This is a genomic window from Streptomyces sp. BF23-19 (genome assembly GCF_041106355.1).
Classification (GTDB): domain Bacteria; phylum Actinomycetota; class Actinomycetes; order Streptomycetales; family Streptomycetaceae; genus Streptomyces; species Streptomyces virginiae_A.
The window spans coordinates 1-22,379 of record NZ_JBGBPT010000037.1; the positions used below are offsets into that span (position 1 = coordinate 1).

15 protein-coding genes and 1 pseudogene are annotated in these 22,379 nt (G+C 71.3%); 5 read left to right on the forward strand and 11 right to left on the reverse strand.

Features of this window, described 5'->3' with window-relative positions; translation table 11 throughout:
* Positions 1-111: 111 nt before the first annotated feature.
* The 3 genes from AB8A24_RS21345 to AB8A24_RS21355 are packed head-to-tail and all read right to left on the reverse strand — an operon-like array spanning position 112 to position 2,498.
* A complete protein-coding gene (locus tag AB8A24_RS21345; RefSeq protein WP_369477150.1) occupies positions 112-1,272 on the reverse strand; it encodes a winged helix-turn-helix domain-containing protein in 1,161 nt (386 codons plus the stop codon).
* A gap of 9 nt (positions 1,273-1,281) precedes the next feature.
* On the reverse strand, positions 1,282-1,881 hold the full coding sequence (locus AB8A24_RS21350) for a GNAT family N-acetyltransferase (RefSeq protein ID WP_369477152.1): 600 nt from the start codon (positions 1,879-1,881) through the stop codon (positions 1,282-1,284).
* A gap of 32 nt (positions 1,882-1,913) precedes the next feature.
* Positions 1,914-2,498: a GNAT family N-acetyltransferase gene (locus AB8A24_RS21355; RefSeq protein WP_369477154.1), complete on the reverse strand. Its 585-nt coding sequence runs from the start codon at positions 2,496-2,498 to the stop codon at positions 1,914-1,916.
* Between the two features lie 240 nt (positions 2,499-2,738).
* On the opposite strand from AB8A24_RS21355, the gene secA reads away from it, so the two are divergent.
* On the forward strand, positions 2,739-5,537 hold the full coding sequence (secA, locus tag AB8A24_RS21360; RefSeq protein ID WP_328963157.1) for a preprotein translocase subunit SecA: 2,799 nt from the start codon (positions 2,739-2,741) through the stop codon (positions 5,535-5,537).
* A 179-nt stretch (positions 5,538-5,716) separates the two neighbouring features.
* Here the strand turns inward: secA and AB8A24_RS21365 are convergent, their stop codons facing one another.
* The gene (locus AB8A24_RS21365; protein WP_369477156.1) at positions 5,717-6,166 is read right to left on the reverse strand and encodes an Rv3235 family protein; all 450 of its coding nucleotides are present in this window, start codon (positions 6,164-6,166) and stop codon (positions 5,717-5,719) included.
* 302 nt (positions 6,167-6,468) lie between these two features.
* Here AB8A24_RS21365 and AB8A24_RS21370 point away from each other — a divergent pair, with 302 nt between their 5' ends.
* The 3 genes from AB8A24_RS21370 (at position 6,469) to AB8A24_RS21380 (ending at position 13,002) form a co-directional block, all read left to right on the forward strand.
* Positions 6,469-6,969: a hypothetical protein gene (locus AB8A24_RS21370; RefSeq protein WP_369477158.1), complete on the forward strand. Its 501-nt coding sequence runs from the start codon at positions 6,469-6,471 to the stop codon at positions 6,967-6,969.
* Positions 6,966-7,670 (forward strand): HAD family hydrolase, encoded by a 705-nt coding sequence (locus tag AB8A24_RS21375; RefSeq protein ID WP_369477159.1) that lies wholly within the window; start codon positions 6,966-6,968, stop codon positions 7,668-7,670. Before AB8A24_RS21370 ends, AB8A24_RS21375 begins: the two co-directional genes overlap by 4 nt.
* Before the next feature lie 367 nt (positions 7,671-8,037).
* Positions 8,038-13,002, forward strand: a complete 4,965-nt coding sequence (locus AB8A24_RS21380) for an NAD-glutamate dehydrogenase (protein ID WP_328963160.1) — start codon at positions 8,038-8,040, stop codon at positions 13,000-13,002.
* Positions 13,003-13,129: 127 nt separating this feature from the next.
* On the opposite strand, the pseudogene AB8A24_RS21385 reads toward AB8A24_RS21380, so the two are convergent.
* The 3 genes and pseudogenes from AB8A24_RS21385 to AB8A24_RS21395 all read right to left on the reverse strand — a co-directional run.
* Positions 13,130-13,588: pseudogene (locus AB8A24_RS21385) on the reverse strand (oxidoreductase); the annotation flags it as partial.
* A 36-nt stretch (positions 13,589-13,624) separates the two neighbouring features.
* Entirely contained in the window at positions 13,625-14,410 is a 786-nt protein-coding gene (locus AB8A24_RS21390) for an ABC transporter ATP-binding protein (RefSeq protein WP_369477161.1), read from the reverse strand.
* Positions 14,403-15,317, reverse strand: a complete 915-nt coding sequence (locus AB8A24_RS21395) for an ABC transporter permease (RefSeq protein ID WP_328963164.1) — start codon at positions 15,315-15,317, stop codon at positions 14,403-14,405. The genes AB8A24_RS21390 and AB8A24_RS21395 overlap by 8 nt, the downstream gene beginning before the upstream one ends.
* A gap of 137 nt (positions 15,318-15,454) precedes the next feature.
* On the opposite strand from AB8A24_RS21395, the gene AB8A24_RS21400 reads away from it, so the two are divergent.
* Positions 15,455-16,081 (forward strand): TetR/AcrR family transcriptional regulator, encoded by a 627-nt coding sequence (locus AB8A24_RS21400; RefSeq protein WP_328963165.1) that lies wholly within the window; start codon positions 15,455-15,457, stop codon positions 16,079-16,081.
* A gap of 58 nt (positions 16,082-16,139) precedes the next feature.
* On the opposite strand, the gene AB8A24_RS21405 is transcribed toward AB8A24_RS21400, so the two are convergent.
* The 4 genes from AB8A24_RS21405 to AB8A24_RS21420 all read right to left on the reverse strand — a co-directional run bounded on the left by AB8A24_RS21405 (position 16,140) and on the right by AB8A24_RS21420 (position 22,298).
* Positions 16,140-18,389: a CDP-glycerol glycerophosphotransferase family protein gene (locus tag AB8A24_RS21405; protein ID WP_369477164.1), complete on the reverse strand. Its 2,250-nt coding sequence runs from the start codon at positions 18,387-18,389 to the stop codon at positions 16,140-16,142.
* Positions 18,390-18,560: 171 nt separating this feature from the next.
* Positions 18,561-19,601 carry a carbohydrate ABC transporter permease gene (locus AB8A24_RS21410; protein ID WP_369477166.1) on the reverse strand — a complete coding sequence of 347 codons (1,041 nt, stop codon included), beginning with the start codon at positions 19,599-19,601 and terminating at the stop codon, positions 18,561-18,563.
* Entirely contained in the window at positions 19,598-20,902 is a 1,305-nt protein-coding gene (locus AB8A24_RS21415) for a carbohydrate ABC transporter permease (RefSeq protein WP_369477193.1), read from the reverse strand. The genes AB8A24_RS21410 and AB8A24_RS21415 overlap by 4 nt, the downstream gene beginning before the upstream one ends.
* A gap of 37 nt (positions 20,903-20,939) precedes the next feature.
* Positions 20,940-22,298, reverse strand: coding sequence for an ABC transporter substrate-binding protein (locus AB8A24_RS21420; RefSeq protein ID WP_369477168.1), 1,359 nt, complete (start codon positions 22,296-22,298; stop codon positions 20,940-20,942).
* Positions 22,299-22,379: the final 81 nt, after the last annotated feature.

Here is a 22,379-nt window from a genome sequence, read left to right on the forward strand (position 1 = left end):
GCAGCACGCCGAGGCACGGCACCGGACGACGCGGACCTGACCGACAAGATCCGAAAGAGACGACCTAGGCCCGGGGGATGTCCGGCCTGATCGGCAGGGCATCCCCCGGGCTCAGAGCGCGGCCAGTTCCGCGGTGACGGCCGCCGCTTCCGCGGGCGAGCTCGCGCGTTCGACGCGTACGTCCTCACAGCCGACCCATTCCGCCGCCTCCCGCAGAGCCTGGGCCATCGGGCCCGCGGCCTTCGGGGAGGTGAGGGAGAGCTGCCGGGCGACCAGGGTGCGGCCCTCGCGGGCCGGGTCGACGCGACCCTGCAGCCGGCCGCCCGCCAGCAGCGGCATCGCGAAGTACCCGTGTATCCGCTTCGGCTTGGGCACGTACGCCTCCAGGCGGTGCGTGAAACCGAAGATCCGCTCCGTGCGGGGGCGGTCCCAGACCAAGGAGTCGAACGGCGAGAGCAGCGTCGTGCGGTGGCGGCCCCTGGGGGGCTGCGCGAGAGCCGCCGGGTCCGCCCAGGCTGGCTTGGACCAGCCCTCCACCTCGACCGGGACCAGCCCGGAGTCCGCGACCACCGCGTCGAACTCCTCGCCCTTGAGGCGGTGGTAGTCCGCGATGTCGGCGCGGGTGCCGACGCCCAGGGACCGGCCGGCCAGGGCGACCAGGCGGCGCAGGCACTCGCGGTCGTCCAGGTCGTCGTGGAGCAGCGCGTCGGGAACGGCCCGCTCGGGGAGGTCGTAGACCCGCTTCCAGCCGCGGCGCTCGCTGCAGACCACCTCGCCGGTGTCCAGCAGCCACTCCACCGCGATCTTGCTTTCGGACCACTCGAACCACTCGCCGCCGTTCTTGGCGCCGCCCAGCTCGGTGGAGGTCAGCGGGCCGTCGGACCGCAGCCGGTCCAGTACCGCCCGCGTCGAGCGCTCCTTGTCCTGCAGGACGTGCCAGCGGTGGCCGCGCGCCCGGCGGGCCCGGCGGCGGAACGCGAAGTGCGGCCATTCCTCGATCGGCAGGATGCAGGCGGCGTGCGACCAGTACTCGAAGGCGTGCCGGTCCGACCAGTACGCCTGCTCGACGGCGTCCCGGCCCACCGCGCCCAGGCGCGCGTACGGGATCAGCTCGTGCGAGCGGGCCAGGACCGAGATGGTGTCCAGCTGTACGGCGCCCAGGTGGCCCAGGACCCCGCGGACCCCGCCGCGCCGGTCGGGTGCGCCGATGAAGCCCTGCGCGCGCAGGGCGATTCGGCGGGCTTCGTCGGCGGACAGCGAAGGCAAGGTCATCTCCGCAGCCTAGGCCCGGCCACCGACAACGGGGGTCCCGTCCGCGGTCGGGACGTACGGAAGCCGCGAGGGCAGGCCGAGGTCCGACGGGAGCAGGGACCCCACCCAGCAGTCGCGCAGGCTGTCGCGGTGCTCCATGCCCGCGCGCTGTACGCCCTCGACGGTGAATCCGGCCTTCTCGGCGACGGCCCGGGACGCGGTGTTGCCGACCCCGGCGCGCCAGACCATGCGGACGCAGCCCGCCTCGGTGAAGGCCCAGCGGGTCACGGCCCGTACGGCCTCGGTCATGTAGCCCCGCCCCCGGTGCCCGGGGACGGACCAGTAGCCGACCTCGTGGGCGTGCGGCCCGCGCGGTACGACGCACAGCGCGGCGACGAGCGGGCCGTCCGCCCCGAGCCGGACCGCGAAGTTGAACTCGGCGTCCTCGCGCCACCCCCGCGGAACCGTTTCCGTGACGAACTCCTGCGCGTCCTTGGGGCGGTACGGCACCGGCACCGGGATCCAGCGCTGGATCTCCGGGTCCTGGCAGGCGGCGTGCACCTCGGCCGTGTCCCCGGGGGTGTGGGGGCGCAGCACGAGGCGATCGGTGGTCAGCGTGATCGGCTCCATGGATCGCGATTGTGCAGGAGCCTGCGGGAGCCTCAGGCGGAGGGTGCCGGCAGGTACGGCGTCCGCGAGGGCAGGCCCAGGTCGGAGGGGAGCAGGGCGCCGACCCAGCAGTCGCGGGCGGTGCCGCGCTGCTCGATGCCGGCCCGCATGACGCCCTCGACCCGGAAGCCGGCCTTCTCGGCCACGGCGCGGGAGCCCGCGTTGCCGACCTCGGCCCGCCATTCCAGCCGTGCGACGCCCAGCTCGGTGAAGGCCCAGCGGGCGACGGCCAGGACCGCCTCGGTCATGTAGCCGCGGCCGCGGTGTTCCTTGGTCGCCCAGTAGCCGATCTCGTGGCTCGCGAAGCCGCCGGTGCCGCGGACGTGCACGCCGACGGACGCGACCAGCGGGCCCTTCGCCCCCAGACGTACGGCGAAGGGCATGGCCGTGCCCTCGCGCCAGCCGGTCGGCGCGATCTGGTTCACGAAGGCGTGCGCGTCGGCGTGCTCGTAGGGGGAGGGGACCACCGTCCAGCGCTGGATGTCCGCGTCCTGTGCCGCGGCGTAGACCTCGGCCTCGTCCGCGGGGGTGAAAGGCCGCAATACCAATCGGTCCGTACTCAGTGTCGTGGGCTCCATGAACGAATTCTGCTGCCGTCCCGGTAACGGGGGCGAACAATTTTCGGTGATCCCTCCGGGCGATGCGGCACCTTCGGTGTCCCCCGTACGTTCTCAATCCGGGCACCCGTGCCCTCACGGGAACGGCGGACCTCCCGACGCGGCCACGTCCTCGCTTACGATGGCCGTTGCGGTGGGGCCCACCTGCCGTGCCCGTGTACGTACAGTGCCCAGGCCCGACCGGCAAGGAGACAAACCTCGGTGTCCGTCTTCAACAAGCTCATGCGTGCAGGCGAAGGCAAGATCCTGCGCAAACTGCACCGCATCGCGGACCAGGTCAACTCCATCGAAGAGGACTTCGTCAACCTCTCCGACGCCGAGTTGCGAGCGCTCACGGACGAGTACAAGCAGCGTTTCCAGGACGGCGAGAGCCTGGACGACCTGCTGCCCGAGGCCTTCGCGACCGTACGCGAGGCGGCCAAGCGCGTCCTCGGCCAGCGGCACTACGACGTCCAGATGATGGGTGGCGCGGCGCTGCACCTCGGCTACGTGGCCGAGATGAAGACCGGTGAGGGCAAGACCCTCGTCGGCACGCTGCCCGCGTACCTGAACGCGCTGTCCGGCAAGGGCGTCCACCTGATCACGGTGAACGACTACCTCGCCGAGCGTGACTCCGAGATGATGGGCCGGGTGCACAAGTTCCTCGGCCTGGAGGTCGGCTGCATCCTGGCGAACATGTCGCCGGCCCAGCGCCGTGAGCAGTACAACTGCGACATCACCTACGGCACGAACAACGAGTTCGGCTTCGACTACCTGCGCGACAACATGGCGTGGTCCCAGGACGAGCTCGTCCAGCGCGGCCACAACTTCGCCGTGGTCGACGAGGTCGACTCGATCCTCGTCGACGAGGCCCGTACCCCGCTGATCATCTCCGGCCCCGCCGACCAGGCCACGAAGTGGTACGGCGACTTCGCGAAGCTGGTGACCCGCCTGACCAAGGGCGAGGCCGGCCAGCCGCTGAAGGGCATCGAGGAGACCGGCGACTACGAGGTCGACGAGAAGAAGCGCACCGTCGCCATCCACGAGACCGGTGTCGCCAAGGTCGAGGACTGGCTCGGCATCGAGAACCTCTACGAGTCGGTGAACACCCCGCTCGTCGGTTACCTCAACAACGCGATCAAGGCCAAGGAACTCTTCAAGAACGACAAGGACTACGTCGTCATCGACGGCGAAGTCATGATCGTCGACGAGCACACCGGCCGTATCCTCGCCGGTCGCCGCTACAACGAGGGCATGCACCAGGCGATCGAGGCGAAGGAAGGGGTGGACATCAAGGACGAGAACCAGACCCTCGCCACGATCACCCTGCAGAACTTCTTCCGCCTCTACTCGAAGCTGTCGGGCATGACCGGTACGGCCATGACCGAGGCCGCCGAGTTCCACCAGATCTACAAGCTCGGTGTCGTCCCGATCCCGACCAACCGCGACATGGTCCGCAAGGACCAGCCGGACCTGATCTACCGGACCGAGGTCGCGAAGTTCGCCGCCGTCGTCGACGACATCGCGGAGAAGCACGAGAAGGGCCAGCCGATCCTCGTCGGTACGACGTCGGTCGAGAAGTCCGAGTACCTCTCCCAGCAGCTCTCCAAGCGCGGCATCCCGCACGAGGTGCTCAACGCCAAGCAGCACGACCGTGAGGCGACGATCGTCGCCCAGGCCGGCCGCCGGGGCGCGGTCACGGTCGCCACGAACATGGCCGGTCGTGGTACCGACATCAAGCTCGGCGGCAACCCGGACGACCTCGCCGAGGCCGAGCTGCGCCAGCAGGGTCTGGACCCGGAGGAGCACATCGAGGAGTGGGCGCACGCCCTGCCCTCGGCGCTGACCCGGGCCGAGGCCGCGGTGAAGGCGGAGTTCGAGGAGGTCAAGGAGCTCGGCGGGCTGTACGTGCTGGGCACCGAGCGCCACGAGTCGCGCCGTATCGACAACCAGCTGCGCGGTCGCTCCGGCCGACAGGGCGACCCGGGCGAGTCCCGTTTCTACCTGTCGCTGGGCGACGACCTGATGCGTCTGTTCAAGGCGCAGATGGTCGAGCGCGTCATGGCGATGGCGAACGTCCCCGACGACGTGCCGATCGAGAACAAGATGGTGACGCGCGCGATCGCGTCGGCCCAGTCGCAGGTGGAGACCCAGAACTTCGAGACGCGTAAGAACGTCCTGAAGTACGACGAGGTCCTCAACAACCAGCGCGAGGTCATCTACGGCGAGCGCCGCCGCGTCCTGGAGGGCGAGGACCTGCAGGACCAGGTGCGCCACATGATGGACGACACCATCGACGCGTACATCGCGGCCGAGACGGTCGAGGGCTTCGCCGAGGAGTGGGACCTGGAGCGCCTGTGGGGCGCCTTCCGGCAGCTCTACCCGGTGAAGGTCACCATCGAGGAGCTGGAGGAGGCCGCGGGCGACCGCGCGGGCATCACCGCCGAGTTCATCGCGGAGTCCGTCAAGGACGACATCCACGAGCAGTACGAGACGCGCGAGAAGACGCTCGGCTCCGAGATCATGCGTGAGCTGGAGCGGCGCGTGGTCCTGTCGGTGCTCGACCGCAAGTGGCGTGAGCACCTGTACGAGATGGACTACCTGCAGGAGGGCATCGGCCTGCGGGCCATGGCCCAGAAGGACCCGCTGGTCGAGTACCAGCGCGAGGGCTTCGACATGTTCAACGCCATGCAGGAGGGCATCAAGGAGGAGTCCGTCGGCTACCTGTTCAACCTGGAGGTCCAGGTCGAGCAGCAGGTCGAGGAGCTGCCGGTGCAGGACGCGGCGCCGTCGCTGACGAAGGAGCCGGCGGGTGCGCGTCCGGAGATCCGGGCGAAGGGCCTGGACGCTCCGCAGCGGCCGGACCGGCTGCACTTCTCCGCCCCGACGGTGGACGGGGAGGGCGGTGTCATCGAGGGCGACTTCGACAGCGACGCCGCCGGCGGTGAGGGTGACGGGATGACGCGGGCGGAGCGTCGCAAGGCGCAGAAGGCCGCCGGTGGTCGTCGCCGGAAGAAGTAACCCGCTGCCCTTGGGTTGAGCTGGATCTGTCGGCCGGGGCCGGACACCGTGGGTGTCCGGCCCCGGCCGCGTTGTGTGCGGGTGCGGGTGCCTGTGCGTGTGCGGCGCCGTTGCCGCGGGCGCTGCCCCCGGACCCCCGCGCCTCGAACGCCGGCGAGGCGGAAAGAGGCGGCGACGGCTCATGGGCGGGGGCCCTGGATTTCCACCGCCGCGCAGCGCCAGCGGAGGTCCGGGCCCTGTTCGAGGCGGAAGGCCATGGCGGTGAGGCGGTCGCCGGTGGCGATGCGGGCGAAGGCCTCGATGACTCCCGGGCCGGGGGTGAAGCGGCCGCACCGGCGGATCACCGGGCGGAGGCGGTCGCGGAGGGGGTCCGTGGGGGCCAGGGTGATCAGCTGCTGGTAGGCGGGGCCGATGGTGTGGCCGAGGAGCGAGTGGACCGGGCGCAGGCCGCTGACCACCGCGAGGAGGTGTTCGGCGAACCAGTGGTGCGGGCCCTGTCGCAGGGTGAGCGGGGGGCCGGCCGGGCGCCGTGGGTCGCGGCGGCCCGCGGGCCGGGTCCGGGGTCGGCCCGTGGGCCGCCGGCGGCTGCCGTCGTTGCCGGTCATCGTGTCGCGCATCGTGGTGTCCATCGCGAGCTGCCCCCGAACAGGCCGGGCCCGGAGCGGTACCGGGCGGTAACTTGATGGGGATCTTCTACGGCCGCCGAACACGCTCCGCAACCACGCCCGCGGCCCGCCCGGCCACCCGCCCGCTTCACCTATCCGGGTGGGCGGCGGCCGGTCACCGGCCCCGGGCGGCGCCCGTCGGCGTACCCGGGTGGACGGGCGCGGCTCCCGGTCCGGCGCCCCGAAGGGGGACGGAGTCCATCACCCGCCCGGCCGCGCCCGAGTCGTATCCTGAGGGCGTTTCCGACTACCGAAAGCAGCCGGCCATGCGCGTGTACGTCCCCCTGACCCTCCCCGGGCTCGCCGAGGTGCACAAGGCGGGTGAGCTGGGTCCCGCCCCGCTGCTGGCGTACGCCGTCACCCCCGGGCTCCGCGAGTGGTACGTCTCGGAGGACATCGAGGAGCTGGAGTACGCCGCCCTGAACCGGGCCGCGCTCGCCTCCCTGCGGCTGGTCGCCGCGGACGCGGGCGCCCCGCGCCGCCGCGTCGTGGTCGCCTTCGACGTCGACGACAAGGCCGCCACCGCCGCTCCCGGGGAGGACGAGGCCGCTCTGGGCCGGGTGACCCTCGGCGCCGCCGTACGGCTCGCCGTGGCCGCCGCCGTGCACGTGGACGCCGATGACGCCGACGAGGACGTGGCCGCCGCCGTGCGGGCCCTGGAGGCCGCCGACGGCGGGGACGCGGACGCGCAGGACACCGTCGACGCCGCCGAGGACCACGAACTGCTGTGGTTCGGCGTGCAGGAGATTCCGGGGCTGCTGAAGTGACCGACACGACCGACGCGACCACCGCGACCACCGCGACGACGCTCCCGAACCACATCGTCTGGGACTGGAACGGGACGCTCCTCCACGACATCGACGCCGTCATAGTCGCGACCAACGCCTCCTTCGCCGAGCTCGGCTTCGCGCCGATCACCCTGGAGACCTACCGCGACCTGTACGTCGTACCGGTGCCGAAGTTCTACGAGCGCCTCATGGGACGGCTGCCCACCGACGAGGAGTGGCTCGTCATGGACGACACCTTCCACCGCCACTACTGGGCCGCCGCCGCGGACTCCGGGCTGGCCGAGGGTGCCCGCGAGCTGCTCCGGGACTGGCAGCTGGACGGGCTCACCCAGTCCCTGCTGTCCCTCGCGCCCCACGACAAGCTCGTCCCCCTGGTCCGCGCCCACGGCATCGACCAGCACTTCCTGCGCGTCGACGGCCGCGTCGGCCCCTCCCACACCTCCAAGGCGGGACACCTCGTACGCCACCTGACCGCCCTGGACGGGACGGGTGTGACGGCGGACCGTACGGTCCTCATCGGAGACGCCGTGGACGACGCCCTCGCCGCCGCCCACGTCGGCGCCCGGGCGGTTCTCTACACGGGTGGCTCGCACAGCCGCAGCAGTCTGGAATCAGCCGGAGTACCGGTCGTGGACAGCCTGGCCGAGGCCGTCCGGACAGCTCGCGAGCTGGCCGGATAGCGACGGGACGGGCTGCTGCACGGACGGCCGGTCACGTCGCCGGCCAGAGTGTCAAAGTTCCACCCCAAGATTTGTACAGATGCAGCGAATGACGTCCTGGGGGTAGGTCGGGATAGCCTTGTACCCGTGATCAGCGCGATAGTCCTCGGGGGCACTGAAGCCTCCGGCCTGCGCCCGGCGCACGACCGTGCCCGGGCCTTCGCTGATCCCCGCCCCCGGGACGTTCTGCCGATCATGGCTCATTCCCTCCCGGTCGGCTCTCTCGACGGCATAGCGTCGATCCCGAACGGACACCCCGCCTCGCGGCGCTATGTCATTCCTTCCTTCACCTACGTCACGCAATGGCGCGCGACAGGAGCCAGAGGACATGCAGACCAAGCTGGACGAAGCAAAAGCCGAGCTGCTCGCGCGGGCGGCCCGGGTAGCTGAGCACAGCCCGGCCGGGGGGCTACTTCCGACTGGGTCCGAGCAGGGAGGCCGTCCAGACCAGGACACGGTGCTCTCCTACCTCCAGCGCTACTACCTGCACACGGCGCCCGAGGACCTCGCGGACCGCGACCCGGTCGATGTGTTCGGAGCCGCGCTCTCGCACTACCGGCTCGCCGAGAACCGGCCGCAGGGCACCGCGAACGTGCGCGTGCACACGCCCACGGTGGAGGAGAACGGCTGGACCTCCAGCCACTCCGTCGTCGAGGTCGTGACCGACGACATGCCCTTCCTCGTGGACTCCGTGACGAACGAGCTGTCCCGCCAGGGCCGCGGCATCCACGTCGTGATCCACCCGCAGGTCGTCGTCCGCCGTGACGTCACCGGCAAGCTGATCGAGATCCTCGGTCCCGACTGCGACGCCCACGGCCCCCGCACGGCGCGCCCCCACGACTCCCTCGTCGAGTCCTGGATCCACGTCGAGATCGACCGCGAGACCGACCGCGCCGACCTCAAGCAGATCAACGCCGACCTGCTGCGCGTCCTGTCCGACGTCCGCGAGTCCGTCGAGGACTGGGAGAAGATGCGCGACGCCGCGCTGCGCATCGCCGAAGGCCTGCCCGAGGAGCCCACCGCCCCCGACCTGCGCGAGTACGAGCTCGAAGAGGCCCGTGAGCTGCTGCGCTGGCTCGCCGACGACCACTTCACCTTCCTCGGCTACCGCGAGTACAACCTCGTCGACGGCGACTCCCTGGCCGCCGTGCCCGGCACCGGCCTCGGCATCCTGCGCTCCGACCCGCACCACAGCGGCAAGGACGACGGCCACCCGGTCTCGCCGTCCTTCAACCGGCTGCCGGCCGACGCCCGCGCCAAGGCCCGTGAGCACCGCCTGCTGGTGCTGACCAAGGCCAACAGCCGCTCCACCGTGCACCGCCCCTCGTACCTCGACTACGTGGGCGTCAAGAAGTTCGACGCCGACGGCAACGTCGTCGGCGAGCGCCGCTTCCTCGGCCTGTTCTCCTCCGCCGCGTACACCGAGTCCGTGCGCCGCGTCCCGGTCATCCGCCGCAAGGTCGTCGAGGTCCTCGACGGCGCCGGCTTCGCGCCGAGCAGCCACGACGGCCGCGACCTGCTGCAGATCCTCGAGACGTACCCGCGCGACGAGCTGTTCCAGACCCCGGTCGACCAGCTCCAGGCCATCGTCACCTCCGTCCTGTACCTCCAGGAACGCCGCCGGCTGCGGCTGTACCTGCGCCAGGACGAGTACGGCCGCTACTACTCGGCGCTCGTCTACCTGCCCCGCGACCGGTTCACCACCGGGGTGCGGCTGCGCCTGATGGACATCCTGCGCGAGGAGCTCGGCGGCATCAGCGTCGACTTCACCGCGTGGAACACCGAATCGATCCTCTCCCGCATCCACTTCGTGGTCCGCGTCCCGCAGGGCACCGAGCTGCCCGCGCTGACCGACTCCGACGTCGAGCGCATCGAGGGCCGGCTCGTCGAGGCCGCCCGCTCCTGGGCCGACGGCTTCCAGGAAGCGCTGATCGCCGAGTGCGGCGAGGAGCGCGCCGCCGAGCTGCTGCGCCGCTACGGCACCTCCTTCGCCGAGGGCTACAAGGCCGACCACTCGCCGCGCGCGGCCGTCGCCGACCTGGTCCACCTGGAGCGGCTCGCCGCCAGCGACCGCCAGTTCGCGCTCTCGCTCTACGAGCCCGTCGGCGCGGGCCCCGGCGAGCGCCGGTTCAAGATCTTCCGCACCGGCGACCAGGTCTCGCTCTCCGCGGTCCTGCCGGTGCTGCAGCGCCTGGGCGTCGAGGTCACCGACGAGCGCCCGTACGAGCTGCGCCGCTCCGACCGGGTCAGCGCCTGGATCTACGACTTCGGTCTGCGGATGCCCGTCTCCGGCAACGGGGACAACTACCTCGGCGACGACGCCCGCGAGCGCTTCCAGGACGCCTTCGCCGCGGTCTGGCAGGGCGACGCGGAGAACGACAACTTCAACGCCCTGGTGCTCAGCGCCGGGCTCACCTGGCGACAGGCCGTCGTCCTGCGCGCGTACGCCAAGTACCTGCGCCAGGCCGGCTCCACCTTCAGCCAGGACTACATGGAGGACACCCTCCGCAACAACGTCCACACCACCCGACTGCTGGTCTCGCTCTTCGAGGCCCGGATGGCGCCCGTGCGCCAGACCGCCGGCAGCGAGCTCGTGGACGCCATGCTGGAGGAGCTCGACGGGGCCCTGGACCAGGTCGCCTCGCTCGACGAGGACCGCATCCTGCGGGCCTTCCTCACCCTCATCAAGGCCACGCTGCGCACGAACTTCTTCCAGCTCAACGGCGTGGGCGAGCAGCACGCGTACGTGTCGATGAAGTTCGACCCGCAGGCCATCCCGGACCTGCCGGCCCCGCGTCCGGCCTTCGAGATCTGGGTGTACTCCCCGCGCGTCGAGGGCGTCCACCTGCGCTTCGGCAAGGTCGCCCGAGGCGGCCTGCGCTGGTCCGACCGCCGCGAGGACTTCCGTACGGAGATCCTCGGCCTGGTCAAGGCGCAGATGGTCAAGAACACCGTGATCGTGCCGGTCGGCGCCAAGGGCGGCTTCGTCGCGAAGAACCTCCCCGACCCGTCGGTGGACCGTGACGCCTGGCTCGCCGAGGGCATCGCCTCGTACAAGATCTTCATCTCGGCGCTGCTCGACATCACCGACAACATGGTCGCCGGCGAGGTCCTGCCCCCCAAGGGCGTGGTCCGCCACGACGAGGACGACACCTACCTTGTCGTCGCCGCCGACAAGGGCACCGCGACCTTCTCCGACATCGCCAACGGAGTGGCCGAGTCCTACGGCTTCTGGCTCGGCGACGCCTTCGCCTCGGGCGGCTCGGCCGGCTACGACCACAAGGGCATGGGCATCACCGCCCGCGGCGCGTGGGAATCCGTCAAGCGGCACTTCCGCGAGCTGGGCCACGACACCCAGACCGAGGACTTCACCGTCGTCGGCGTCGGTGACATGTCCGGCGACGTGTTCGGCAACGGCATGCTGCTCTCCGAGCACATCCGCCTGGTCGCCGCCTTCGACCACCGGCACATCTTCATCGACCCGCACCCGGACGCGGCGACCTCCTACGCCGAGCGCCGGCGCCTGTTCGAGCTGCCGCGCTCCTCGTGGGCCGACTACGACACCTCGCTGATCTCGGCGGGCGGTGGCATCCACCCGCGTTCCGCGAAGGCCGTCCCGATCACCGCGCAGGTCCGTGAGGCCCTCGGCATCGAGGCGGGCGTCACCAAGATGACCCCGGCCGACCTGATGAAGGCGATCCTGCAGTCCCCCGTGGACCTGCTGTGGAACGGCGGCATCGGCACGTACGTCAAGGCCACGGCCGAGACGCACGCGGACGTCGGCGACAAGGCCAACGACGCCATCCGCGTCAACGGCTCCGACGTGCGGGCCAAGGTCATCGGCGAGGGCGGCAACCTGGGTCTGACCCAGCTCGGCCGGATCGAGTTCGCCCGCAGCGGCGCCGGCGGCGAGGGCGGCAAGGTCAACACCGACGCCATCGACAACAGCGCCGGCGTGGACACCTCCGACCACGAGGTGAACATCAAGATCCTGCTCAACGCGGTCGTCACGGACGGCGACATGACCGTCAAGCAGCGCAACAAGCTGCTCGCCCAGATGACCGACGAGGTCGGCCACCTGGTCCTGCGCAACAACTACGCGCAGAACACCGCCCTGGCCAACGGCGCGGCGCAGGCCCCGAGCCTGCTCCACGCCCAGCAGCGCTACATGCGGCGGCTGGAGCGCGACGGACGCCTCGACCGGGCGCTGGAGTTCCTGCCCACCGACCGGCAGATCCGCGAGCTGCTGGGCAGCGGCAAGGGCCTGACCCAGCCGGAACTGGCCGTGCTGTTCGCCTACACCAAGATCACGGTGGCGGACGAGCTCATCACCACCGAGCTGCCGGACGACCCGTACCTGCGCCGCCTGCTCTTCGCCTACTTCCCGGCCGCCCTGGCCGAGCGGCTCACCGAGCAGATCGACGCGCACGCGCTGCGCCGGGAGATCATCACCACCATCCTGGTCAACGACACCGTCAACACGGGTGGGTCGACCTTCCTGCACCGTCTGCGCGAGGAGAGCGGGGCCTCCACGGAGGAGATCGTCCGCGCGCAGCTCGCGGCCCGCGAGATCTTCGGCCTGGCCGACGTGTGGGACGCGGTGGAGGCGCTCGACAACAAGGTCGCCGCCGACGTCCAGACCCGGGTGCGGCTGCACTCGCGGCGCCTGGTCGAGCGCGGTACCCGCTGGCTGCTCAACAACCGGCCGCAGCCGCTCCAGATCACCGAGACCATCGCCTTCTTCCAGGAGCGGGTGGGCCAGGTCTGGGCCGAGCTGCCGAAGCTGGTGCGCGGCGCCGACCTGGAGTGGTACCAGTCGATCCTGGACGAGCTGACGGGCGAGGGCGTCCCGGAGGAACTGGCCGCCAAGGTGGCCGGCTTCTCCTCCGCCTTCCCGGCGCTGGACATCGTCGCGATCGCGGACCGTACGGGTGCGGACCCGCTGGAGGTCGCCGAGGTGTACTACGACCTCGCCGACCGCCTGGCCATCACCCAGCTGATGGACCGGATCATCGAGCTGCCGCGGTCCGACCGCTGGCAGTCGATGGCCCGTGCCTCCATCCGCGAGGACCTGTTCGCGGCGCACGCGGCCCTGACGGCGGACGTGCTGTCGGTGGGCAACGGCACGTCGACTCCCGAGGAGCGCTTCAAGGCGTGGGAGGAGAAGAACGCGGCGATCATCGGGCGGGCGCGGACGACTCTGGACGAGATCCAGGGGTCGGACGACTTCGACCTGGCGAACCTGTCGGTGGCGATGCGGACGATGCGGTCGCTGCTGCGCGTGCACAGCTGATCGCGGGGTTGTAGGAACGGAACGGGCCGGGCCCGGGACCTCGATGGTCCCGGGCCCGGCCCGTTCGGGTTCCGGAGTGCCGCCCGGGGGCGCCGCCCGGGGGCGCTGCACTCCGGGCCCCCGCGCCTCAAGCGCCGGCGGGGCCGGGAGGGGCGGCGAGGTCGAAGGTGGTGGTTGTCGCGGTGAGGGCCCACAACTGGGCGGCTGCTCGCGGGGCTATGGCGTACTCGCGGACGCCGCCGTTGTCCATGGGCTCGGTGGGGGCGGCGACGCGCGCGATGTCGCAGTCCTCCAGGTAGAGGCCGCCGCGGCCTTGGAGGAGTGGGGAGGTGGCCGCCCAGAGGCCGGTGGCGGCGCCCTGGGAGGGGGTCTTGAAGTCGGCGCCGATCACGTGCCCGTGCTCGTCCACCCAGCCACGGTCGATCTGTTCCCGGAGGGTCATCTCCCGCTGGAGGCCTGTGATGATCTTGCCTGGGTGGAGGGCGAACGCCCGAACGCCGTCGCCCCGTCCGAGAACGTCGAGGTGCACGGCGAACAGGGCGTTGGCGGTCTTGGACTGGCCGTAGGCCAGCCACTTGTCGTAGCCGGCGCCGCGCGCCCGCCGGGGATTACGGGACAGCCCTTAGCGGCGGGTGAAGGCGTCGTAGGCGTCGCAGACTTCCTTCGAGGGGCCGTCCATGCGCAGGACGCCGGCCTCCAGCCAGATCGCGCGGTCGCAGGTCTCGCGGACCGTGTTGATGCCGTGGCTGACGAGGAAGACGGTGCCCGCGCGTTCGCGGAGTTCCTCGATGCGGGCCTGGCTGCGGCGCTGGAAGGCGGCGTCGCCGGTGGCCAGGGCCTCGTCGATCATCAGGACGTCGTGGTCCTTGGCGGCGGCGATGGAGAAGCGCAGCCGGGCGCCCATGCCGGAGGAGTACGTCCGCATGGGCAGGGAGATGAAGTCGTTCCTCCCGTTGATGCCCGAGAAGTCGACGATCTCCTGGTAGCGCTCGCGGATCTGCTGCTTGGACATGCCCATCGCGAGGCCGCCGAGGACGACGTTGCGCTCGCCGGTCAGGTCGTTCATCAGGGCGGCGTTCACGCCGAGCAGGGACGGCTGGCCGTGCGAGTAGATCCGGCCGTGGGTCACCGGCTGGAGGCCGGCGATGGCCGCCAGCAGGGTGGACTTGCCCGAGCCGTTCGAGCCGATGAGGCCGATGGCCTCGCCCTTGTACGCCGTGAAGGTGACGCCCTTGACGGCGTGCACCTCCTTGACGCCTGCGGGCTCCTTGCGGGAGAAGACCCGGCTGAGTGCGGCGGTGGCCCCGCCCTTGCGGGCGCCGGAGCCGTGGACCTTGTAGACGATGTGGACCCCGTCGGCGATGACGGTCGGTACCCGGGTGTCGGTGGTCGTCGCGGTGTCAGCCACGGCCGTACTCCTCTTCTGCCTTCCAGAACCAGATGAAGCCACCGACGCCGGCGAGCAGGGCCCAGCCGATGGCGAGGGGCCACACGTGGGGCGGGAGCGAATGGGCTTGGAAGCTGTCGATCAGCGCGAAGCGCATCAGGTCGATGTAGACGGCCGCGGGGTTGAGCTTGAGCAGCGTCAGCACCCAGTGGTGCGGCAGGTGGTCCGACGCGAGCATCTGGTCGATGGACCACATGACGCCCGAGGAGTACATCCAGGTGCGCAGGACGAAGGGCATCAGCTGGCTGACGTCCGGGCTCTTGCTGCCGATGCGCGCCATGACCATCGCGCAGCCGGCGGCGAAGACGGCCATCAGCAGGAGGGCCGGGACGGCCAGGAACCAGGACCAGGCGGGCCGCTGCCCGAAGGCCAGCAGCAGGACGACCAGGGCGCCCATGGTGACGAGCAGTTGCTGGAAGAGCTGGACGACGGTGGAGATGGGCAGGCTGGCGCGCGGGAAGTGCAGGGCGCGCACCAGGCCGCGGTTGCTGTGGACGGCGCGGGTGCCGGCGTTGATGGAGCTGCCGATGAAGTCCCAGACGAAGATGCCGGTGATCAGGAAGGGGACGTAGTCCGGCACGCCGTTGCTGGCCTTCATCACGATGCCGAAGATGAAGTAGTAGACGGCCGCGTTGAGGAGCGGGGTCACCAGGTGCCAGAGCTGGCCGAGCTTGGCCGTGCTGTAGGTGGCCTGCATACGGGCGGTCGCGTACGCGGTCACGAAGTGGCGGCGGTCCCAGAGTTCCGCGATGTAGCGGGGGAGCGTGGGGCGGGCGCCGCTGAGGGTGAGGCCGTGGGTGGCGGCGAGTCGCGCGAGTTCCGCGGAGGGCGGCGCGGGCTCGATCTTGGGTGCGGTCGCGGTGGTCACAGGGTTCGCTTTCGACGGGGTCAGTACGTCACTGCCGAGGTCGGGACGGGTCCGTATCGTCGCTACGGCGAAGTTAGGGCATGGCACGTCGGAACGCAACCGTATCGTCGTTACGTGGGCGCGGTTATGCTCTGTGCATGACCCCGGACCCCGCCGCTTCCACTCCCGCCCCCGCCCGTAGAGCCCCCGCCGGGGCCGCCGTCCTGCGCGCGGACGTGACCGAGGCGATCCGCGACGCGGTGGTGGAGGAGCTGGCCGCGGTCGGGTTCTCGAAGATGTCCATCGAGGGCATCGCCCGCCGGGCGGGGGTCGGCAAGACCGCGGTCTACCGGCGGTGGAAGTCGAAGCTGCACCTGGTGCTGGACCTGGTGGGAGCCTTCGCGGTGGACGGCCTGCCGGTGCCCGCGACGGGCTCGCTGTACGGGGACGTACGGGCCCTGCTGGAGGTCATGTCACACGTGCTGCGGCACCCGGTGGCCTCCGCGGTGATCCCCGACCTGCTCGTGGAGGCGGCACGCAACCCGGAGATCGCCGAAGCGGTGCGCGGCGCACTGCTCGACGGGCAACGCCGCATGGCGGAGGGGATCGTCTCGGACGCGGTCACCCGCGGTGAACTCCCGGCCGGCATCGACCCGGCCCACGCCCTCGACCTGCTGATCGGCCCGCTCTACTGGCGCCAGGTGGTCGTCCGGGACGCGGTCACGGGAAGCCACCTCGACGTGCTGGCCCACCAGGTGGTGGCGGGCCTGAAGGCCAGTTCCTAGGGCGTGTCCGCAAGGTGGCGTCGCGGGGCGGGCGGGACTGTGCGGACGCCCCTGGAAGCTACGGCCGGACGGGGGCCAGGACCGGCGTCGGCGCGGGCGCCGCGGGGGTCGGGCGGCGGTCCTCCAGGGGGATGACCGCCGGGATCGGGGCCGTCTGCCCGAGGAAGACCCGGCGCACCACGCGCTCCGCCGCGTGCCCGTCGTCGTGCGAGCAGAAGCGCGCGCGGAACGCCGCCCGCAGTTGCGCGGAGCGCGAGCCCTGCCAGTGGCCCGTGCTGAAGATGTCCACCAGCTCGTCCTCGGTCCGGGCGATCGCGCCCGGCGGGCACGACCGCAGGTCGAAGTAGGTGCCCCGGGCCGCCTCGTACGCCTCCCAGTCGTCCGCGTGGATCACGATCGGCCGGTCCAGCGCCGCGTAGTCGAACATCAGGGACGAGTAGTCCGTCACCAGGGCGTCCGAGGCCAGACAGAGTTCCTCCACCGAGGGGTAGGAGGAGACGTCGATCAGCCGTGGGTGCGTGTCCGGGGAGGGCGGGACGTCCGCGTACGTGAGGTGGGTGCGGGCCAGGATCGTGAAACGCGGGCCCAGGTCCCGCAGCACCCGCTCGAAGTCCAGGTGGTCCGGCCGGCTGCGCCGGTAGTCGCGGTGCGTGGGCGCGTACAGGACGGCGGTCGAGCCCGCCGGGATGCCCAGGCGTTCGCGCAGCTCCAGCACCTCGGCCGGACCCGCCCGGTGGAAGACGTCGTTGCGCGGGTAGCCGTACTCCAGCGTCGTGTAGGAGGACGGGACGGCCTTCTCCCACACCAGGGTGGAGTGCCGGTTCGAGGAGAGCAGGTAGTCCCACTGGTCGGCGCCGCGCAGCAGGCCCGCGAAGTCCGTCGTCGGGGTGGCCGCCGGGCGGTCCTGGAGATCGAGGCCCACGCGCTTGAGCGGGGTGCCGTGCTGGGTCTGGACCAGGATCTGGCCCGGGCGCTTGACCAGGGCGCGGTCGAAGTTGACGTTCGTGACCAGGTAGCCGGCTCTGGCCAGGGCGGTCCAGTACGCCGCCGAGCCCGGGCGCAGCGCGGTCGTCTCGCGGGGCAGGGTCGAGGCGTGCTCCGGGTCGCAGATCCACGCCGTGCGCATGCGCGGCGCGAGCTCCCGCAGTGTGGCCTCGATCGCCGCCGGGTTGCAGGCGTAGCCGCCGTGCCAGTACGCGGAGAAGACCGCGAGTTCCGGGCGCACGGGCAGGAGGCGCTGGCTGCGGTAGTGCAGGCGCAGGGCCGTCTCGCGCAGCCCCCGCCCCAGGGCCGCGGCCGCGCGGCCCAGCGCCAGTCCGGCACCGCGCAGCGCCGACAGCAGCCGGTAGGTGCGCCGGGTGCCCAGCCGCATCAGGGTGTGCCGGACCCGGTCGGTCCGCGACTGGGACAGCGGCAGGGCGCTGCTGCCGCCGGGGACGTGGTAGCGGCGCAGCAGGGCGCAGGCCCGGGCGAAGAACTCGGCCCGTGCGGCGCGCGGGAGGCGGCGCGGGTCGGCGTACAGGGCGCAGAAGTGCTCGGCCATCCGGCGGTGCAGGGCGGGGCGCCAGCGCTCCAGCTCGGGGCGGCCGGCGAGGTAGCCGAAGACCCGGTCGTACTGGTCGAAGACGTCGAGGTGGCGGCGGCTGGTGGTGGTCCGGATCGAGCCGGTGCGCCGCTGCCGGTAGTGGACGCAGACCCGGTCCAGGACGGCGACGGACTCCGCGGCCAGCAGGGCCGGGTAGGTCCAGGGGGTGTCCTCGTAGAGGCCGGGCGGGAATGCGAGGCCTTCGCGTTCCACGTACTCGCGGCGGTAGGCCTTGTTCCAGACCACCAGCAGCATGCCGAGGAGAGCCGGGCGGTCGGCGAGCCGGAAGCTGGCCGGGCCCTCCTGCGACAGCCGGTGGGAGAGGCGGTTGCGGACGAGTTCGCCGGACCAGAAGGTGCGCGCGTAGTCGTAGACCAGGATGTCCGGGGAGCCGGTGGCCTTCAGCCGGTCGGTGATGGCCTGCAGGGCGCCGGGGGCGAGGGTGTCGTCTCCGTCGAGGAAGATCAGGTAGTCGCCGGTGGCCCGTGCCAGGCCCGCGTTGCGGGCCGGTCCCAGGCCCAGGTTGTGCGCCAGGTGGACGGCCGTGACCCGCGGGTCACGGGCCGCGTACTCGTCGATGATCGAACCGCAGGCGTCCGGGGAGGCGTCGTCGACCGCGATCAGCTCCAGATCCGGGTACGACTGCCCCAGGACGGAGTCCAGATTCTCCTGGAGGTAGGCCTGGACCTTGTACGCGGGCACGATGACGCTGAACCGGGGCACGGCACATCCAGGGGTCGGCGCGGGCATATGGCCCAGGAACCCCCGGTGTGGCGATCGGGTTACGCGGTGTGTGGCATTCGGGTTACGCAGTGTCAACGGGCCACGTCACGTGCCGTGCGGAGGGTGGAGGGAGGGGGTCGGGGACCGGGAGCCGGGGGACCGGGGGCGGAGTCACTTGATCGCGCCGGCCATCACCCCCGAGACGAACTGCCGTTGGAAGGCGAAGAAGACGACGAGCGGGACGGCCATCGACAGGAAGGCGCCGGGCGCGAGCACGTCGATGTTGTTCCCGAACTGCCGTACCTGCTGCTGGAGCGCGACCGTGACCGGTGGGTGCGCCGAGTCCGCGAACACCAGCGCCACCAGCATGTCGTTCCACACCCACAGGAACTGGAAGATGCCGAGCGAGGCGATCGCCGGTGCGCCGAGCGGCAGCACCACCCGTGCGAACAGTCGCAGTTCACCCGCCCCGTCCAGGCGGGCCGCCTCCAACAGTTCGCGCGGGATCTCCGCGAAGAAGTTGCGCAGCAGGAACACGGCGAAGGGCAGTCCGAAGGCGGTGTGGAAGAGGACCACGCCCGCGGTGGTCTCGAACAGCCCGATGGCGCCGAAGAGTTCGGAGACCGGGATCAGCGCCACCTGCACGGGGACGACGAGCAGTCCGACGACGATCAGGAACAGCCAGTCCCGGCCGGGGAACTCCAGCCAGGCGAAGGCGTATCCGGCGAACGCGCCCAGCGTCACCACCAGCAGGGTGGTCGGTACGGCGATCGCGAAGGTGCTGAGGAGGGAGCCGGTGATGGTGTCGTTCGCCAGCAGCCGCTCGTAGTTGTCGGCCGTCAGCCGCGAGGGCGCCGTCAGGACCTGCCACCAGCCGCCGTTGTTGAGGTCGGTGGGGGAGAGGAGCGAGGACAGCAGCAGTCCGAGGGTGGGCAGCAGCCAGAAGAGCGCCGCCACGACCAGGAAGACGCGCAGGGCTCCCGCGGCGAGCCGGGCGGAGGCGCGCGCGGCGTACGAAGGCCCGGTGGCGGCGAGAACGGCGGACGAGGACCCGGCGGACGAGGACCCGACGTGCGAAGGCCCGGCGTGCGAAGGCCCGACGTGTGAAGGCCCGACGTGTGAAGGTCCGGCCTGCGAAGGCTCCGCCTGCGCGGGCCTGGCGTAGGTGGGTTCGGCCGCTGGCGGGTCCGGCGTCGCGTCGGTACCGCTCATCGGGTCCCCTCCTTGCGCAGCCGACGGATGTTCACGAGCATCACCGGGATCACCAGCACCAGCAGCAGCACCGCGATGGCGCTGCCCAGCCCCGGATCGGCGTCGGTGCCGAAGGAGGTCCGGTACAGCTGGAGCGCGAGCACGTTCGCGTCGTCCTGGACCGCGCCCGGCGCGATCACGAAGACCAGGTCGAAGATCTTCATGACGTTGATGACGAGGGTGACCAGCACGACCGCCAGGACGGGCGCCAGCAGCGGGACGGTGATCCGCCGGAACACCTGCCACTCGTTCGCCCCGTCCACGCGCGCCGCCTCCAGCAGCTCACGCGGTACGGCGGCCAGCCCGGCCCCGATCAGCACCATCGCGAAACCGGCCCACATCCATACGTACGCCCCGATGACCGCCGGGGTGACCAGCGCCGGGCCGAGCCACTGCACCCCCGCGTACGCCTCCCGGAAGTTGGTCGCGGGCAGCCGCAGCCGGGCCCCGTCGGCCTTCGCGGACAGGGCGAAGGTGCCGTCGGCGCCGGCGGTCGCGGTGTCGACCACCCGGCCGTCCTTGACCGCCTCGATCCGCATCCCGGAGAAGCCCTGCTCGGTCGGGTCGACCACGTTCGTCGCCCCGCCCCCGCCCCGGGTGAAGTCCTGCCAGACGGTGCCGGTGACCTTGCCCGGCACGGCCTCGGAGGCGCCCGCGGTACGGGTCCCGTCCGGCAGCGCCTCCGGTGCCACGCCGACCAGCGGCAACAGCACCGGGGTACCCGCGCGGACGGGCTCGCGGGTGATGAAGGCGCCCCCGCCGGCGTCCGCGAGCGGCGAGTCCCGGCCCGGTCGGGCCTTGGGGAAGGCCGAGGACTGCGCGAAGGTGTCGTGGACCCCGACCCAGACCGCGTTGGCGACCCCGCGGTCGGGATCGTGGTCGTAGACGAGCCGGAAGATGATGCCCGCGGCCAGCATCGAGATCGCCATCGGCATGAAGACCAGCAGCTTGAACGCCGTTCCCCAGCGCACCCGTTCGGTGAGCACCGCGAAGATCAGCCCGAGGGCGGTGGCCGTGGCCGGGGCGAACACCACCCACAGCGCGGTGTTCTTGAGCGCGGTACGGATCGTGTCGTCGCTCAGGAGCTCCCGGTAGTTGTCACCGCCGACGAAGGTGTCGCCGGAACGGTCGAAGAAGCTGCGGTAGAGGGAGTAGCCGATCGGGTGCACGACGAGCGCACCGAGCAGGACGAGCGCCGGGAGGAGGAACGCCGCCGCGATCAGACGGCGGCGCCGGGCCTCCACGGACACGACGCCCTTCACGGCGGTGCGGGTGGCAGCGGCAGGGGCCGGCACGGGATCAGTTCCCGTAGGCCTTGGCCGCGTCCGCCTCCAGTTTCGCCTGGGTCCCCGCCACGTCCGACGGGTTCGCCAGGAAGTCCTGGAGCGCCTTCCACTCGCCCGCGCCCGGGGTTCCGCCGAAGGCCGCCGGGGCCTGGTCCGACATGTCGAAGCGGAAGTCGTCACCGGCGGCGATCAGCGCCTTGGCGATGTCCCGTTGGATGGCGTTCGGATAGGCGCTCGGGTTCACGGCCCGGTTCGGGGAGACGAAACCGCCCTGAGCCGCGTGGATCTCCGCCGCGTCCGGGGAGGCCAGGAAGGTCAGCAGGGCCTGCGCCCCCTTCGAGGGCTTCAGCGCGACCGCCACGTCACCGCCCGAGACCACCGGGGCCTTCCCGCCGACCGCCGGGAAGGGGAAGACGAGGGCGTCCTCGCCCACCTTCGCCTCCGTCTGCGCGATATTCACCGCCACGAAGTCGCCCTCGAAGACCATCGCCGCCGCCGGCCGGTCGCCGCCGGTGAAGGTCTGCGTCACCGACTTCGGGAACTCGGTGGACAGCGCCCCGCTCGGCCCGCCCGCCAGGAAGTCCTTGCGGCCGAACAGCTCGCCGAGCGTGGTCAGCGCCTGCTTGACGCTGTCGTCCGTCCACTTGATCCGATGCTTGGCCAGCTGGTCGTACTTCTCCGGCCCGGCCTGGGAGAGGTAGATGTTCTCGAACCAGTCGGTGAGGGTCCAGCCGTCCGCACCCGCCACCGAGACGGCCGGGGTGCCGGAGGCGGACAGCGTGTCGGCCGCGGCGATCAGTTCCTTCCAGGTCTTGGGCGGCTTCACCCCCGCCGCCTCGAAGGCCTTCGCGTTGTACCAGATCAGCGACTTGTTGGCGGCCTTGTAGTACACGCCGTACTGGGTGCCCCCGACGGCGCCGAGCGTGCGCCAGCCCTTCGAGTAGTTCGCGTCGAGCTGGGCGGCGGCCTCCGGGCCCAGCGGCTGCGCCCACTTGTTCTCCACCGCCGCCGCCAGCGCCCCCACCTGGGGGAGCAGCGCCACGTCCGGGGGCGCACCGCCCGCGATCTTCGTGCCGAGGAAGGTGACGATCGGGTCCTGGGCCGGGACGAAGGTGACGGTGGCACCCGTCCGCTTCTCGAACTCCTTCAGGACCTTGGTGAAGTTCTCCTGCTCCGGGCCCGTCCAGACCGCGGCGACCTCGATCTTCTCGCCGGGCAGCTTCGGTAACTGCACCCGCGGTGCGGCCGTGCTGCCCTCGGGACCTCGCGGTTCCTGCGTCCCGCCGTCCCCGCACGCGGAGAGCGCGAGGGCGGCCGCCGCGGCGAGCGCCGTCCAGGTGAGTGTCGTACGGCTCGTTCCGTGCCTGCGCATGGTTCTGCCCCCGATGCCCGTGATGTGTCCTGGACCACAAGGTCTACGCCGAGCGGTGCGCCCCCGCAATAGCGCCTCGCG

Bases quoted from the DNA above. Each gene is read 5' to 3' on its own strand.
- AB8A24_RS21365 (WP_369477156.1), bottom strand. From the start codon at position 6,166: ATGGACACCACGATGCGCGACACGATGACCGGCAACGACGGCAGCCGC.
- AB8A24_RS21370 (WP_369477158.1), top strand. From the start codon at position 6,469: ATGCGCGTGTACGTCCCCCTGACCCTCCCCGGGCTCGCCGAGGTGCAC.
- AB8A24_RS21400 (WP_328963165.1), top strand. From the start codon at position 15,455: ATGACCCCGGACCCCGCCGCTTCCACTCCCGCCCCCGCCCGTAGAGCC.
- AB8A24_RS21350 (WP_369477152.1), bottom strand. From the start codon at position 1,881: ATGGAGCCGATCACGCTGACCACCGATCGCCTCGTGCTGCGCCCCCAC.
- AB8A24_RS21345 (WP_369477150.1), bottom strand. From the start codon at position 1,272: ATGACCTTGCCTTCGCTGTCCGCCGACGAAGCCCGCCGAATCGCCCTG.
- AB8A24_RS21380 (WP_328963160.1), top strand. From the start codon at position 8,038: ATGCAGACCAAGCTGGACGAAGCAAAAGCCGAGCTGCTCGCGCGGGCG.
- AB8A24_RS21355 (WP_369477154.1), bottom strand. From the start codon at position 2,498: ATGGAGCCCACGACACTGAGTACGGACCGATTGGTATTGCGGCCTTTC.
- AB8A24_RS21410 (WP_369477166.1), bottom strand. From the start codon at position 19,601: ATGAGCGGTACCGACGCGACGCCGGACCCGCCAGCGGCCGAACCCACC.
- AB8A24_RS21420 (WP_369477168.1), bottom strand. From the start codon at position 22,298: ATGCGCAGGCACGGAACGAGCCGTACGACACTCACCTGGACGGCGCTC.